The organism is Acinetobacter sp. RUH 2624 (assembly GCF_000162375.2).
GTDB lineage: Bacteria > Pseudomonadota > Gammaproteobacteria > Pseudomonadales > Moraxellaceae > Acinetobacter > Acinetobacter nosocomialis.
Genome location: NZ_KI391939.1, coordinates 314,017 through 329,149 on the forward strand (window position 1 = coordinate 314,017; position 15,133 = coordinate 329,149).

Sequence of the window (15,133 nt, forward strand, 5' to 3'; positions counted from 1 at the left end):
TTTAAGCTACCTTTTTGAATTTGCAAAATAAAATGTGTGTAGAGAAAATTTTTTATACTGTTTTTACAGTGATCACTATGCTTTATAGTGGATATATTCAGGCTTATGATTTTTTTCAACCAGAAAGCGATGATTCTGCTTTATTAAATACAGATCAGTTGTTAGATCAATCAGATTTAAACTTGGAACAAAGGCGGTTGGCAATTGAGCATGATGATGAAATTAATAACTATAATGTGCTTAAAAACGAATTTTATTCAAATGAGTGTTGGGTGATTTATAATTATACAGCTTATGATACGGGGCAACTTCACAGCAAAAGCATCGCTGGTTTAACGAATCATATTAATATTCAAGATTTATCCATTTCAGTTGGGTATGGAGTTAACTATAGTGTTAATCCAAGACTAAAAATTGGTTATGAATATATTTCGAGTTTTCCTTACGACCGAGCTCAACTCATACGATTTTTTACGATCTATTTATTCTGAAATGCAAAATTAAAATAATCTAATTCAGATAAATAGATCAGTTAAAGTAATTCGTTATAAAAATTCTACATGATTAAATTTTCTGATAAAGACCTGCATGGACTGTACCAGCTTTAGTGGTTTTAACTTGTTGCCATGTTGCAGGAAGTTGAAGCTGAGATAAATCTCGGTCAGCTTCAACATAAATGTATCCATTCTTTTTAATATGTGAATCTGCCAAGTGAGCGAGCTCTTGCCATAGATCGAGACTATAAGGCGGATCTAAAAAAACTACATCAAATTGTTCTTTTAGGCGCGGTAATGCTTGTTGAGCAGTTGCATTAACTAAATGACAATTTTGCGCTTTTAAAAGCTGGATATTCTCTTTTAAAAATCGTGCTTGAGTCTTATCAGGTTCAATCATATAAACAAATGCGGCACCGCGCGAAAGTGCTTCAAAGCCTAATGCACCAGAACCTGTACAGATGTCGAGAACCTGAGCATTTTGAATGTCCCACATGAGCCAATTAAATAACGTTTCACGGACACGATCTGGGGTTGGTCTTAAACCCTCAATACTGGCAAATGGCAAAACTCGTCTTTTCCATTCGCCCCCAATAATGCGCAACTGATTTTTCATTATTCATCGATCTCATTTGTAGCAGGGCGAGCAGGAGCAGCTTGTGGAGCAGATGTTGCTGCTGCGGTAGTTGTAGCAGCTGCTGGAGTAGAGCTAGCTGTTTCGCCGCCACTTGGAAGCTCGCCCGGTTTAATTCCGGCTGTCATAAGGCCACCATTAACTTGATGGTTGGCTGGACGAATTGGATTTTTATTGCGGGTTAATAACCAGTAATCAAATATTGGCTTAGCAAGTTGAGCTGCGGAACCACCATGACGACCATTTTCCCAAATGACCGCAATAGCAATTTCTGGTTTATCGGCAGGTGCAAACCCAACAAAAAGACCATGGTCAAGTTGGCGTTCACTAAGCGCAGCTTCGTTGTAGCGTTTACCTTGCGCGATACTCTTAACCTGTGCCGTACCTGTTTTTCCGGCAATTTGATAGAGCGATGTACGGATACCACGTCCAGTACCTGATTGAATTACATCAATCATGGCTTCTCGCATTTTTACCCAGTCTTCGTCTGTACCGTTGAAATTAATTTTTCCATCAGGCGCATTACGGACTGTAAAAGGTTTTGCACCATGCGATGCACGTAAAACATGTGGAACTACATGAGAGCCGTGATTCGCTGTAATAGCAGTTGCCATTGCAAGTTGTAATGGAGTTGCAGTAAATGCACCTTGACCAATACTGACGGAAATTGTTTCACCTTTCATCCATTTAGTTTTGCGTGTACGCATTTTCCATTCTGGACTTGGGTATAAACCTTCACTTTCACTTGGTAAGTCGACACCTGTTTTTTGACCAAAGCCAAATTGGCGCATCCATTGGTTCATCTGGTCGATGCCCATTTGATTTGCCAAAATATAAAAATAGGTATCGCAAGACATGATAATCGCTTTATGCATGTTCACGATGCCATGACCAGTTTTTTTCCAGTCACGGAATTTATGAGAGTCTCCAGGTAAATGGAAGTAGCCCGGATCGGAAATAGCAGTAGACCAGTCGACAATACCATAATGTAAACCACCCATCGCTTCCATTGGTTTAATGGTCGAACCAGGAGGGTATGCCCCTTGAACAGCACGGTTATAAAGAGGTTGATCGATGTTGTCACGTAGCGAGCTATAATCTTTATGATTAATGCCCGTCACAAATAAGTTTGGGTTAAAGCTTGGACTTGAAACCAACGCAAGAATTTCACCTGTACGTGGGTCTATCGCAACAATTGCACCACGGCGTCCAGCAAGTTGCTGTGATGCTACGACTTGTAAACCATAATCTAATGATAAGTACAGGTCATTACCGCGAGTTGGGTCTTTACGTCCTAAATGGCGCAATACATTACTATGAGCATCTGCTTCCACAGATTCATAACCCGGTGTTCCATGAAGTAAATCTTCGTAACTTTTCTCTACGCCGATTTTACCAATCAGGTTTGTTCCAGCGTATAAATCTTTATCAATACTTTTTAATTCTTTATCGTTAATACGGCCCACATATCCAATCACATGAGCAAACAACTCACCATGCGGATAATAGCGCGTCATTTGGGTTTCAATTCTCACCCCAGGGAATTTGTATTTAACTTCACTAAACTTGGCAATATTTGTCTCGGTTAAGTTCAGCTTAATTGCTACGCGTTCAGTTTTACGCGCCGTTTTAATACGGCTTTTAAAGCGGTCTACATCTTCTTGAGTCAGCTCTAAAATGGGTTGTAATTGTTCAATAACCGCATCCGGATCTTCAACATCAGCCTTACTTAATGTTGCGGTAAAAACAGGATAGTTATCTGCTAATAAAACGCCATTACGGTCATAAATATAACCACGAGCAGGGGGGAGAGGTTGTAAGCGAATACGGTTTTTATCCGATGCGGTCGAGAACTCATCGTAATGAAAAATTTGTAGATAGGCGTATCGGCTTGCTAATACTAATAGACAAATAATCACAAGACCTACGGCAAAAAATATACGACCTCGATAAATGCGCTTTTCTTGCTGGATATCTTTTAAAGGAAAGTGCTGTTTCATACGGATCGACTTAATGACATAGGATGAGAAAAATAGCTGCTTATTCTAACGCAAGCGCAGTTAAAATATTGCATAATTTTCAAAGTTTCAGTGAAGAAACAAATTGGCTTTTTTGACTTTGTAGACAACAAAATTGTAGAGTCTTGTATATAAGAAGCAAAATAATTCTGTTAAAGTCTCTCATTCAATAGAATAGGGTTGTTCTCACCATACGATTAGGGAAAATGGAGAAAATAATGAGAAAAATTTATCCCTTACTTGCAGTTTTGACAGTAAGTAGTTGGGCTCATGCTCAAGATTATTCATTTCTTCCAGAAGCAAAATTAGCAGATCATAAAGCAGCAACTTGGAATGTAGGCGCAGGTTTTACTCAAAAATTGTTACATCTCAATGGTGAGTGGGTAAATCCTTATGGGATTGCTTATGCAAAAGTTGGTGCATTTTTAAATGGTGATAAAACTGCCGGTGGACAAGTCGGATTTCGCTATCCTTACTACCTTACCGGAACTGATAAGAATGGTTACTATATTGGCTTTTATGCTGGACATCTTGATAGCAAATCTGTAGACGGAGATTATAAATCTCGTTTAGGTGCTGGCGTCGATTTGGCATATGTATTGTTGAATTCAGAAAGGATTAGTACCTTTAGTGTGGGTATTGGAGCAGCTGAAAAATTAACTGATCAAAATGGAGCCGTTGCTGCCAATACAAAACCGCAAATACAATTTTCTTATTCTCTAAGTTTTGGTTTATAAAACAAAGCAGCTTATCGTTAACTCGCCATAAGCAGAGCACAAATAAATACGAGAGTCTTACATGTTAGAGTACGTCAGCGGATTGTGGCAGACCTTTTTACACAGACCTGATTTTTGGGCCGTTTTGAGTATCATTCCGGTCACTGCCTTTGTCACATGGGCACATGTGTGGATGGCTTTAAAAATGGTGTTTTACCCAATCAAGTTTTGGGGATTCCATTTAGGACCTTTACCAGTCGGCTGGCAAGGTATTGTGCCACGTAAAGCAGGGCGTATCTCAGGAATTATTACCGATAATACTCTATCTAAGTTAGGCTCTTTACGTGAGTTTTTAGAGGCAATGGACCCTGAAGACATGGCACGTATTATTGGTGAACAAGTCGGATTTGAACTTGAGCATTTGATTGATGAAGTGATGATCGATCGTAATGCAGTGCTTTGGGAAAATTTACCTTATTCGATTAAACGCCGTATTTATGCTCAAGCACATAAGCAGTTACCAGGTGTGCTAAGAGAATTAGTAACTGAACTGACCATGAATGTCGAGTCACTGGTTGATATGCGTGAAATGGTGGTGAGCCAAATGGAAGGTGACCGCCGTTTAATGGTACGTATGTTTTTAAAAGTTGGGCAAAAAGAAATCAACTTTATTTGGCATATTAGTGCTCTAATCGGGATGTTCTTCGGTATTTTCCAGATGGTTGTCTGGTTTGTTGTACCTTGGCATTGGACGGTACCATTTTGGGCATCTATTTGGGGCTTTTTAACCAACTGGATTGCAATCTGGATGGTATTTAACCCAATTGAGCCACATTACGTTCGTTATCCGCAAATATTTAGATTAACCAAAGATCGCAAGTTCCCTTGGATTGTGCCTGTTTTACGAATCGGTACCTATAATTTCCAAGGTGCTTTCATGAAGCGTCAAGAAGAAGTCTCTGAAGTCTTTTCTAGTGTAGTGACAGAAGACCTAATTACGTTAAAATCGATTATGACAGAAATGATGTACGGTTCACGCAAGGACAAAACACGTCGTATTGTTAAACGTCATATTAACGAAATTATGGAAACTCCACTTGTTCGTACATCTTTACAGCTTTCTTTGGGCCCAAGAGAGTACGCAAGATTAAAGACGGACTTGATTGATCGTTCAATTGAAATTACGATGGGACCCGTATGTGACCCTGCACTGAATGCAAGCCGGGCACAGAAGATTTTTCAAATGTTTAAAGAGCGTATTCGTGAACTGACACCAAAAGAGTTTCAGAATTTGTTACGTCCAGCATTCCAAGAGGACGAGTGGATTCTTATTGTACTAGGTGGGGTAACCGGATTTATTGCTGGTACAATACATTTGTTTGTGGCTTTCTTATAATTCGAAGTCGGGCAGGATCTATCAGGATCAACGAAATTAAATCTGCCAGACCTCACATTCATTGTTTTAAATGAGGATGTTTTTTATGCGCATTATCTTACTCGGACCACCTGGGGCAGGCAAAGGTACTCAGGCTCAGTTGATCTGTAAGCGCTACAATATCCCACAAATTTCAACCGGTGATATGCTCCGTGCTGCAATTCGTGAAGGTACTGAATTAGGTTTAAAAGCTAAAAGTGTAATGGAATCTGGCGGTTTAGTTTCAGATGAACTCATTATTGGTTTAGTAAAAGAACGTATTGCTCAACCGGACTGCGTGAATGGTTGTATTTTTGACGGCTTCCCACGCACGATTCCTCAAGCAGAAGCATTGGAAAAAGAAGGCATCAGCATCGATCACGTGATTGAAATTGATGTACCTGACGAAGAAATCGTAAAACGTCTTTCTGGTCGCCGTCAGCACCCAGCTTCTGGCCGTGTTTACCACACTGTATACAATCCACCTAAAGTGGAAGGTAAAGATGACGAAACTGGTGAAGATCTTGTTCAACGTCCAGATGACCAAGAAGAAACCATCCGTAAGCGTCTAGCGTCTTATCATACTGAAACAGAGCAATTAGTTGGTTTCTATCAAGGCCGTGCTGCTTCTGGTGAAAATGCGCCAACTTATGACAAGCTTGATGGCTTGCGCACTATTGAAGATGTACAAAAAGATTTGTTCAACATCTTAGACAAATAATTTAATATTATTTGTGATAAAGAGCCCTCTTTATGAGGGCTCTTTTCTTTCATTGAGTGCGGGAGAACGATATGAAAATCATTTTGTTTTTAGTGGTATTGCTGAGTCTGGCACTATTGTTATTTTTACTATATCAAAGTCAAAAAATGTTGCGTCATGTGCAGAAACAACAGGCTTTGGAAAATAAAAAGAACGGACGAGAACGTCAACTACATCCCAAATTGCAGCAGCTTAAAAAACCTCAGGATTAACTGAGGTTTTTTGTTGGAATTGCTTTTGTGGCGCCAAATTCAAAGCGGTCTGGCCAGTTACATACATCAGCAACAACACACTCGAAACATTTCGGTTTACGGGCAATACAGCAATAACGGCCATGTAATATCAGCCAGTGGTGTGCATCTATAATAAATTCTTTTGGAATTACCTTAACTAAACGGTGTTCAACTTCAAGAACATTTTTACCTACTGCTAAGCCAGTACGATTTCCCACACGGAAAATGTGTGTGTCGACAGCCATAGTTGGTTGCCCGAATGCTGTATTTAAAACCACGTTGGCTGTTTTACGACCTACACCTGGTAAAGCTTCCAAGTCTTTTCGATTACTTGGAACTTCGCCGTTAAATTGCTCCATTAAAATCTTACAGGTCTTAATAACATTTTCAGCTTTCGCGTTATAAAGGCCAATGGTCTTTATATATTCTTTTAAGCCGTCTACACCTAAGTTATAGATTTTTTCAGCAGTATTGGCGACAGGATAAAGCTTATCTGTTGCTTTGTTTACGCTAACATCGGTTGCTTGTGCCGATAACATGACGGCAATTAATAATTCAAAAGGTGATGAATATTTTAATTCGGTTTCTGGAGAAGGTCTTTGTTCACGAAGGCGTTCAAAGAAAATTTGAATCTGCTTTTTCGTCATGTTTTTGACGGCCATTCAGACCTCCTGTAATTGAATGAGTTGCTGTTGTAGTTCATCAAGTTGAAGACGTTTTTTTGCATCTTCTCGAACACTGAGCTGCTTTTCCAACTTTTTAATTTGTGTGCGAATTTTAGCTAATTCAATCGTAGTTTTTGCATCATTTACAACCGCTTCTTTTGGCTTCTCAATGATTTGAATTGAAGGTAAATCATCAAGTGCTTGAGAAAACTGTGCAAAAAGTTGTGTATCGATTTCAGCGCGTACAACAGGCCCTTTACGATGTATACGACGTTTTTCTTCGCGTTGAATATGCGCGTAGTAACGTTGTCTTAAATCATCTTGCTCTGCAATGCGCTGTTGTTCGTTCGGCAAAGCTTGAGTGTCTTCGACCAGATCAATACAGTCAACTGGGCAGGGTGGAATACATAACTCACAACCTGTACACAAATCAGTCAAGATGGTATGCATGAGCTTACCACTACCAATAATGGCATCTACAGGACAAGCATTAATACATTTTGTACATCCGATACATTCGTCTTCGCGAATAATCGCTTTCATGCGTTGCGGGCGTCCATCGGCTTGTACAGGCCAGACACTTGTTTCAGCAGGTAACGATGAACGATTTAATAATTTTGCGAGCGCATCTGCCACTGGCTGTCCACCAGGAACACATTTATTTGCTTCTTCACCTTCAGCAATGGACTTTGCGTAAGGTAGACAGCCGTCACGGTGTCCACATAAACCACATTGTGTTTGTGGTAATAACGCATCAATCTCGCGTATGAGAGAAATAGATGGATTCATAGAGGAAAATAGCTTGCTTAAAACGATGCGATAATGAAGAAAAACCTAAGTAAGGTCAATGGATTTTAACGAATTTATTGGCTTTTTGATTGACCTAAAATGTAGCTAATATTGCACAATAATAGATCAATAAAACTGAAAAGATAAATGACTATTTTTGATTTTTAGATAGTTTTTCTAAAATTAAGTTTATGATAATTAAGTAAAATAAAATAATTTAAAATAACTATTGTTAAAATTGATGGAAAGGGATTTAATATTTTGCTGCTAAATGATGCATTTTAAAATGTATTGCACCAATTTAATTCATTACTATGCTGAGGACCGTGCATTGAAATATAACAATCTGAATGAATTCCTGAATTACGTGCAAGCGCGTGATCCGCATCAACCTGAGTTTTTACAAGCTGTCGAAGAAGTCATGACAAGTTTGTGGCCATTCATTGAAAAAAATCCGGAATATGCAGAGCAGGGATTGTTAGAGCGTTTGGTTGAACCTGAGCGTGTGATTCAATTTCGTGTTTCATGGATGGATGATCAAGGGCAGACTCAAGTAAACCGTGCTTTCCGTGTTCAATACAATTCAGCAATTGGTCCATTCAAGGGCGGTATGCGTTTCCATCCGTCGGTCAACCTATCTATTTTAAAATTTTTAGGATTTGAGCAAACTTTTAAAAACTCACTGACTACTTTGCCGATGGGTGGAGGAAAAGGAGGTTCAGATTTTGACCCTAAAGGTAAATCTGATGCTGAAATTATGAGGTTCTGTCAGGCACTCATGATTGAGCTTTACCGTCATTTAGGTCCCAATACCGATATTCCAGCTGGAGATATTGGCGTGGGTGCGCGTGAAGTAGGCTACATGGCTGGCATGATGAAAAAGCTCAGTAATGACACGGCATGTGTATTTACTGGTAAAGGAATTTCATTTGGCGGTAGCTTAATGCGTCCGGAAGCAACAGGTTATGGTACGGTTTATTTTGCAGAAGAAATGCTAAAAACACGTGGGCTATCTTTTGCTGGTAAAACTGTTTCAGTATCTGGTTCTGGTAACGTTGCGCAATATGCGGCAGAGAAGGCAATGTTCTTAGGTGCGAAAGTGGTTACCTTGTCAGACTCGAACGGTACTGTTTATCTAAAAAATGGCTTTACAGATGAGTTGCTTGCTGAGGTCATGGAGCTGAAAAACGTTAAGCGTGGGCGTATTTCGGAGTTTGCTTCTAAGCATGGTTTTGAATATTTTGAAGGTAAAACCCCTTGGCATATTCCTGTAGATATTGCTTTACCATGTGCTACACAAAATGAATTAACAGGCGAAGATGCTAAAACACTTATTGCTAATGGTGTCATTTGTGTAGCTGAAGGCGCTAACATGCCATCTACACTTGAGGCAGTTGAGCATTTTATTGAAGCTAAGATTTTATATGCCCCTGGTAAAGCATCTAATGCAGGTGGTGTGGCAACTTCTGGCTTAGAAATGTCCCAAAATGCAATTCGTTTGGGCTGGACACATGCTGAAGTCGATGAACGCTTACATGCAATTATGAAAGATATTCATGCCAACTGTGTTAGATATGGTACAAAAGAAGACGGTACTGTGAACTATGTAGATGGTGCCAATATTGCCGGCTTTGTAAAAGTTGCTGATGCGATGCTTGCACAAGGTATTTATTAAAATATAGAAATAAAAAATCCGATGCTTATGCATCGGATTTTTTTAGTCTAAAAATTATTTTTTAGGCTTTTTAACCATTTCTTGCTCTACAATCATATCTAACACATCTGCTTGGCTAGATTGATCAGCTGCTGGGTTTTTCACTTCAAAACGTTTTACACGTAAGATTACGCGTTGGTTTGGATTGTGTTCAAAACCTTCGATTTGACCATAATATAATGACCAGTTTTTGTCGGCATAAGTTTTTACGCCTTTGTCATCATATTTAACTTCACGAACTTGCAAACAAGTTTGTGGCGCAACACCCGTACAAGATTTAGTTTCTGGTGCTACTTCAAGGAAAACAGTTTTACCTTCAGACTGGTATTTTGCTTCAGGTGTCATTTTACCTGTGAAAGTATATTTCTGACCTTGAGCATCAAGGATTGTTAATGTTGGTTGATCAGCATTTGTCGTATTAAGCTCAAATGGAATCGCACGTTTTTGGAACAGGCTACTAGAGAATTGTTCCTGTTTCATTAACGCAGGTTCACACGCCATCATTGTCGACATGACATCAGCAGTTACGATAGTATTGTTTTCAACTTTCCAAGTTGTACCTTGGCGGTTACAACCTGTTGCGATAGACAAACGGTCGTTTGTGAAGTTAAGAACGATCGGCTTTTTAGTATTTTCAGGTTGATATGCCCATGAATAATCAGTTAAAGCTTGAGTATTAGTTGCTTTTACGCCTTGGAAAATATGCTTTTGACCTGCTTTATCTGTCACGCTTAAGATTACCTGACCATTGCTATTACTAATTTCGATTGGCAATTTTGCTTCACTAAAGATGCTATTAGACAATTGTTCTTGTTTCATTAAATCGTCTTGGCAAGCCATCATTGTCGATGCGAGAGGAGAGGTTACAAGTTGGTTGCCTTCAACTTTCCAAGTACCACCTTGACCATTACAACCTGTGTTAATTGCTAATTTACCATCTGCATTAAAATTAAGAACAAGTGGCTTAGAAGCTTTTACATTTTGATAAGTCCAAGCATATTCATTTAAAGTTGCTGCAAGATTTTGTTGTTGCTCAGATACAATTGGAGCTTGAGTATTTGAAACTGTTTGACACGCCATCAAAGAAAAAGGTAACAACGCAAGAATTAAATATTTAATTTTCATTTAAAAAACTTCAAGTAAAAAAACAACAGCACTAAGCTTAAAACATTCTTAAAAAAATAAAATGTAAACATATGATTGTTTCGGTTTTTAAAATGTATAAGTTTGTAAATTATTCGAATTTTTAATAAAAATAGTGGTATACCCCGCAAAAACGGGGTATTTCCTAAAAATTAATCAAAACGGTATATCCATATCTAACGAGCCCATTGTGAAGCTGCTATGAACAATCGTAAAACGATGGCCAGTTCCCATTGCAAAAAATAACGGTGCAAAATGTTCAAGAGTTGGATGATTACGTTTTATATAAGGTAATGATTGCCATTCCAACACGCCATCGTAATCTTGATGAGAAAGTTTATTAACAACAGTATTTCTAAACGTTGAAGCCCATTCAGGAACTTTTGAACTATCACCTTGCCATGACAATTCAGCAAGATTATGGGTAATACTTCCAGAACCAATCAGTAAAATTTGCTTTTCACGTAAAGGCGCAAGTGTTTGCCCAATTCTATAAATTTCTTGTGCGCTTAAGCTCATTGGTAAGGAAATCTCAACAACAGGAATGTCTGCATCTGGATACATATGTAAAAGAGGCATCCATACACCATGGTCGCGAGGGCGGGTACTATTGGCATGAGCAACGAAGTGAGCATCTGCCAACAACTTTAAGATTTCTTCGGCAAGTTCTGGTTGACCTGGTGCGCTATAGCGAATCTCATACAACTCTGGCGGGAAACCACGGAAGTCATGCCATGTTTCTGGACGTGTTGAACTACTTACTTCAAGCGCTTTACTTTCCCAATGAGCAGACATCACGATGATTGCCTTTGGGGTAGGTAGATTCACACTAAGGCGATGTAATGCAGGGCCCACTTGTTCTGGATCAAGTGCAAGCATGGGTGAACCATGTGAAATAAACAGTCCGGGAAGGGTTTGTAGTTCCATTTCATTACACCTGAGTTGAAAAGCAGAATAATAGTCATTATGCCAAAATCAGGACATGTTAAAAGTATCCTGATTTCAACGGATTGTTCTTAAAATGAAACGTTTGTTCTTTTTATGCACGGTGGTAAGGATGATTATGATTAATAGACATCGCTCGGTAAAGTTGTTCGATTAATAAAACACGAACTAAAGGATGAGGCATGGTAAGTTTTGAGAGTGACCAATGCCAGGCAGCAGCTTTACGTACCTGATCAGACAAGCCATCTGGGCCACCAATAGCCAGTGCAACATCATTACCTTCAAGCATCCATTGTTTCATGGTGTCAGCCAGCTTTTCTGTACTAAGTTCGCGTCCGCCAACTTCTAAAGCAATAAGTGTCTCGTTGGGCTTTAAAGCATTTAAAATACTTTCACCTTCAATTTGGCAGTATTTTAAAATATCTGCTTCTGAGTCATTTTTGCCGCGTTTTGCCATTGGAAGTTCAATCACTTGAGTCTGAACGAAAGGTTGGATGCGTTTGAAATAATCTTCAAAACCAGTAAGTACCCAAGCAGGCATTTTTTGACCAATGGTCAGAATACGAATTTTCATGTGGTCTATTCAGTCAAAACAGCTGACGTATTATACCTGAGGAGACAATAACTGCGGGGGAGTAAGTGAGCATAAAAAACGCAGTCCAAAAAACAGTGTTGGACTGCGATCAAATGATCATCTGTCTGGAGTTCAGATGATCATAGAGAATAAAAACAAGGCTATCTGTAACATAAGATAGATAAGAGTAAATAATAAAATTAATCACTCTTACTTCTTATTATGAGGATGGTTGGATATTTTTCAATCAAATTATGTAACAAAAAAAAGAGAGCCGAAGCTCTCTTTTTTATTTTTTAATTAGTGACGTGCTGCTTTTGAGCCTTCCACCGGTTTTACAATCGGTGTTTTTGGTAAAGGCTTTGGCATTGAAGTTAATGCTAAAGGCAAGATCTCATCAATACTTTTCACAGCTTTGATTTCTAATCCTTCTTTCACATTGTCAGGGATCTCTGCCAAATCACGAACGTTATCTTGAGGAATAAAGACAAGCTTAATTCCACCACGATGTGCAGCAAGAAGTTTCTCTTTCAAGCCACCGATACGCATCGCACGACCACCAAGACTTGTTTCACCTGTCATCGCGATGTCTGGACGAATCGCAATACCAGTAAATGCTGATACAAGTGCAGTTGTTAATGCCAAACCAGCAGATGGTCCATCTTTTGGAGTTGCACCTTCAGGTAAGTGAACGTGTACATCAGTTTCTTCAAAACGAGATGCTTCAATACCAAGTTCATCAGCACGTGTACGTACTACAGTCATTGCTGCGGTAATTGATTCTTTCATTACGTCACCGAGTGAACCGGTTGTAATAAATTTACCTTTACCTTTAACAGCTGCAACTTCAATAGTAAGTAACTCGCCGCCTACAGAAGTCCATGCCAAACCATTTACACGGCCTACTTGTGCTTCATCTTCAGCAATACCAAAGTCAAATTTATGTGGACCTAGGTATTCAGGAAGATTGGCAGAGGTAACATCAAGCTGTAAGTTTTTAGATTTTTTACTTACGGCTTCTTTTACCACTTTACGCGCAATCTTAGAAACTTCACGTTCTAAACTACGAACACCAGCTTCACGTGTATAACGTTGAACAATGTCACGAATCGCTTCTTCATGAATTGTTAACTCTTTTGGACGTAATCCGTTGTTCTTAATTGCTTTAGGAACAAGGTAGCGTTCAGCAATGTTTACTTTTTCATCTTCGGTATAACCCGGTAGACGAATGACTTCCATACGGTCAAGTAATGCTTCTGGAATATTCATACTGTTCGCAGTACAAATAAACATTACTTCAGAAAGGTCAAGATCAAGATCTAAATAATGATCGTTGAACTTACTGTTTTGTGATGGATCAAGTACTTCAAGCAATGCAGAAGCTGGATCACCACGGTAATCTTGTGCCATCTTGTCAATTTCGTCGAGTAAGAACAATGGGTTCTTCACGCCAACTTTTGTTAAAGACTGCACAATTTTACCTGGCATCGCACCAATATAAGTACGACGGTGTCCACGAATTTCTGCTTCGTCACGTACGCCACCAAGCGCCATGCGAACAAATTCACGACCTGTTGCTTTAGCTACTGATTCACCGAGTGAAGTTTTACCAACCCCAGGAGGACCTACTAAACAAAGGATAGGACCTTTGAGTTTTTTCACACGTGATTGAACAGCTAAGTATTCAACAATACGGTCTTTAACATCATCAAGACCATAGTGGTCAGCATCAAGAATTTCTTGAGCTTTATTTAAGTTAATACTGACTTTACTTGCTTTGTTCCACGGCGTATCTAAAATCACTTCTAGATAGTTACGTACCACAGCAGCTTCACTAGATGCAGGCTGCATTGCTTTAAGTTTGCGGAACTCAGCTTCGGCTTTTTTACGTACGTGTTCAGGTAAATCAGCTTCAGCAAGACGTTTCTCAATTTCAGCAACGTCATCTTCAGCACCGCCATTCATATCGGAAAGCTCACGTTGAATGACTTTCATTTTTTCATTTAGAAAGTATTCACGTTGGTTCTTTTCCATTTGGCGTTTTACGCTGTCATGTAAAGTTTGCTCAATTTGCTGTTCAGCAGATTGATTCATCAAGTAGTTCATCAACTCTTGCAAATGAGCTTCAAACTCATCGTACTCTAAAAATTTCTGTTTAATTTCAATATTTAGAGGTACACGAGTTGCTACGAAGAACATCAATTGCAATAAGTCTTCGATTTTATTGGCAGCAGCTACCAGTTCACGTGCATTACGTAATTTTGCTTCTGCATATTGAGCAAATAGGTTACGTAACTCTTGTAAACGAGTTTCTTGAGTTGCCTTATCTACATTAATAGTCATTGGGCTTAAATCATGTTCAGCAGTCAAATAACTATCTTCATCGATAATTTTTGTGAGCTTAGAACGATGTAAGCCTTCAATAAGTACTTTAATGCAGTTTTCATCATTTTCATGATTAACTACTTGTACAATCTTAGCGACTGTACCGTACTGGTATAAATTGTCGTGATCAATTTCTTCTGTAAGCGAATCTTTTTGCGCAACTACAAATACTAAATTGTCACTGTTACGAGCCACATCAACTGCATTGATCGATTTTTCACGACCCACGAATAGCGCAATTTGCATGTGTGGATAAACCACCACATCACGTAAGGCTAATAGTGGTAATACACTTGGAACCTGAGGCTCTAAGTCAGTTTTTTCATTCATAATAAGTTCAGACATGGGCACTCCTAATGAGTGACAACGAGGTTGCCATGTTTTTTATAGTGATGTGTATTTTAAAAATTACAAGGGCATGACAATAGAAAATGTTGAAAAAAGGACTAATTTAGTCAACTTTTTTTTAAAAATGTTATGAATCAATAGATTAATTCTTAAGAAGAATGAAATTTTGTAGTGAAGCTGAGCATTTTTACTTAATAATTATACTTTTCCGTACAAGTAAGGCGGTCAGCTTTCAAAAAAACTTTATTTAGTTTTATTTTATAATAGGTATTTTTATTAAGTATATTTAAAATTTTATTTA

The 15,133-nt window shown here is 38.8% G+C and carries 13 protein-coding genes and 1 pseudogene; 6 read left to right on the plus strand and 8 right to left on the minus strand.

Features of this window, described 5'->3' with window-relative positions:
• Nucleotides 1-32: 32 nt before the first annotated feature.
• Nucleotides 33-491 carry a hypothetical protein gene (locus HMPREF0014_RS08195; protein WP_004888202.1) on the plus strand — a complete coding sequence of 153 codons (459 nt, stop codon included), beginning with the start codon at nt 33-35 and terminating at the stop codon, nt 489-491.
• Nucleotides 492-564: 73 nt separating this feature from the next.
• On the opposite strand, the gene rsmD is transcribed toward HMPREF0014_RS08195, so the two are convergent.
• Together rsmD and mrdA are read right to left on the minus strand one after the other, a co-directional pair.
• Nucleotides 565-1,110 carry a 16S rRNA (guanine(966)-N(2))-methyltransferase RsmD gene (rsmD, locus tag HMPREF0014_RS08200; protein WP_004888199.1) on the minus strand — a complete coding sequence of 182 codons (546 nt, stop codon included), beginning with the start codon at nt 1,108-1,110 and terminating at the stop codon, nt 565-567.
• Nucleotides 1,110-3,128: a penicillin-binding protein 2 gene (gene mrdA, locus HMPREF0014_RS08205; RefSeq protein WP_002054406.1), complete on the minus strand. Its 2,019-nt coding sequence runs from the start codon at nt 3,126-3,128 to the stop codon at nt 1,110-1,112. The genes rsmD and mrdA overlap by 1 nt, the downstream gene beginning before the upstream one ends.
• A gap of 236 nt (nt 3,129-3,364) precedes the next feature.
• Here mrdA and HMPREF0014_RS08210 point away from each other — a divergent pair, with 236 nt between their 5' ends.
• From HMPREF0014_RS08210 to HMPREF0014_RS08225, 4 genes are all read left to right on the plus strand, one after another.
• Nucleotides 3,365-3,883 (plus strand): hypothetical protein, encoded by a 519-nt coding sequence (locus HMPREF0014_RS08210; protein ID WP_002054381.1) that lies wholly within the window; start codon nt 3,365-3,367, stop codon nt 3,881-3,883.
• 61 nt (nt 3,884-3,944) lie between these two features.
• Nucleotides 3,945-5,258 carry a membrane protein gene (locus HMPREF0014_RS08215; RefSeq protein WP_004710044.1) on the plus strand — a complete coding sequence of 438 codons (1,314 nt, stop codon included), beginning with the start codon at nt 3,945-3,947 and terminating at the stop codon, nt 5,256-5,258.
• Nucleotides 5,259-5,343: 85 nt separating this feature from the next.
• Entirely contained in the window at nt 5,344-5,997 is a 654-nt protein-coding gene (gene adk / locus HMPREF0014_RS08220) for an adenylate kinase (protein ID WP_002054405.1), read from the plus strand.
• Between the two features lie 71 nt (nt 5,998-6,068).
• On the plus strand, nt 6,069-6,248 hold the full coding sequence (locus HMPREF0014_RS08225; protein ID WP_004888196.1) for a hypothetical protein: 180 nt from the start codon (nt 6,069-6,071) through the stop codon (nt 6,246-6,248).
• Here HMPREF0014_RS08225 and nth read toward each other — a convergent pair.
• Nucleotides 6,245-6,931, minus strand: a complete 687-nt coding sequence (gene nth / locus HMPREF0014_RS08230) for an endonuclease III (protein WP_002054431.1) — start codon at nt 6,929-6,931, stop codon at nt 6,245-6,247. The two genes, HMPREF0014_RS08225 and nth, sit on opposite strands and share 4 nt — an antisense overlap.
• The gene (locus tag HMPREF0014_RS08235; protein ID WP_002054379.1) at nt 6,932-7,723 is read right to left on the minus strand and encodes an RnfABCDGE type electron transport complex subunit B; all 792 of its coding nucleotides are present in this window, start codon (nt 7,721-7,723) and stop codon (nt 6,932-6,934) included.
• A gap of 271 nt (nt 7,724-7,994) precedes the next feature.
• On the opposite strand from HMPREF0014_RS08235, the gene gdhA reads away from it, so the two are divergent.
• Nucleotides 7,995-9,398: an NADP-specific glutamate dehydrogenase gene (gene gdhA, locus HMPREF0014_RS08240; protein ID WP_004888194.1), complete on the plus strand. Its 1,404-nt coding sequence runs from the start codon at nt 7,995-7,997 to the stop codon at nt 9,396-9,398.
• 54 nt (nt 9,399-9,452) lie between these two features.
• On the opposite strand, the gene HMPREF0014_RS08245 is transcribed toward gdhA, so the two are convergent.
• From HMPREF0014_RS08245 to lon, 4 genes and pseudogenes are all read right to left on the minus strand, one after another.
• The gene (locus tag HMPREF0014_RS08245) at nt 9,453-10,562 is read right to left on the minus strand and encodes an META and DUF4377 domain-containing protein (protein ID WP_006581012.1); all 1,110 of its coding nucleotides are present in this window, start codon (nt 10,560-10,562) and stop codon (nt 9,453-9,455) included.
• Nucleotides 10,563-10,732: 170 nt separating this feature from the next.
• Nucleotides 10,733-11,507: pseudogene (locus HMPREF0014_RS08250) on the minus strand (class III extradiol ring-cleavage dioxygenase).
• Between the two features lie 112 nt (nt 11,508-11,619).
• Nucleotides 11,620-12,099 (minus strand): 23S rRNA (pseudouridine(1915)-N(3))-methyltransferase RlmH, encoded by a 480-nt coding sequence (gene rlmH, locus HMPREF0014_RS08255; protein WP_002054393.1) that lies wholly within the window; start codon nt 12,097-12,099, stop codon nt 11,620-11,622.
• Between the two features lie 300 nt (nt 12,100-12,399).
• Nucleotides 12,400-14,829, minus strand: coding sequence for an endopeptidase La (lon, locus tag HMPREF0014_RS08260; protein WP_004710036.1), 2,430 nt, complete (start codon nt 14,827-14,829; stop codon nt 12,400-12,402).
• Between the last annotated feature and the right edge of the window lie 304 nt (nt 14,830-15,133).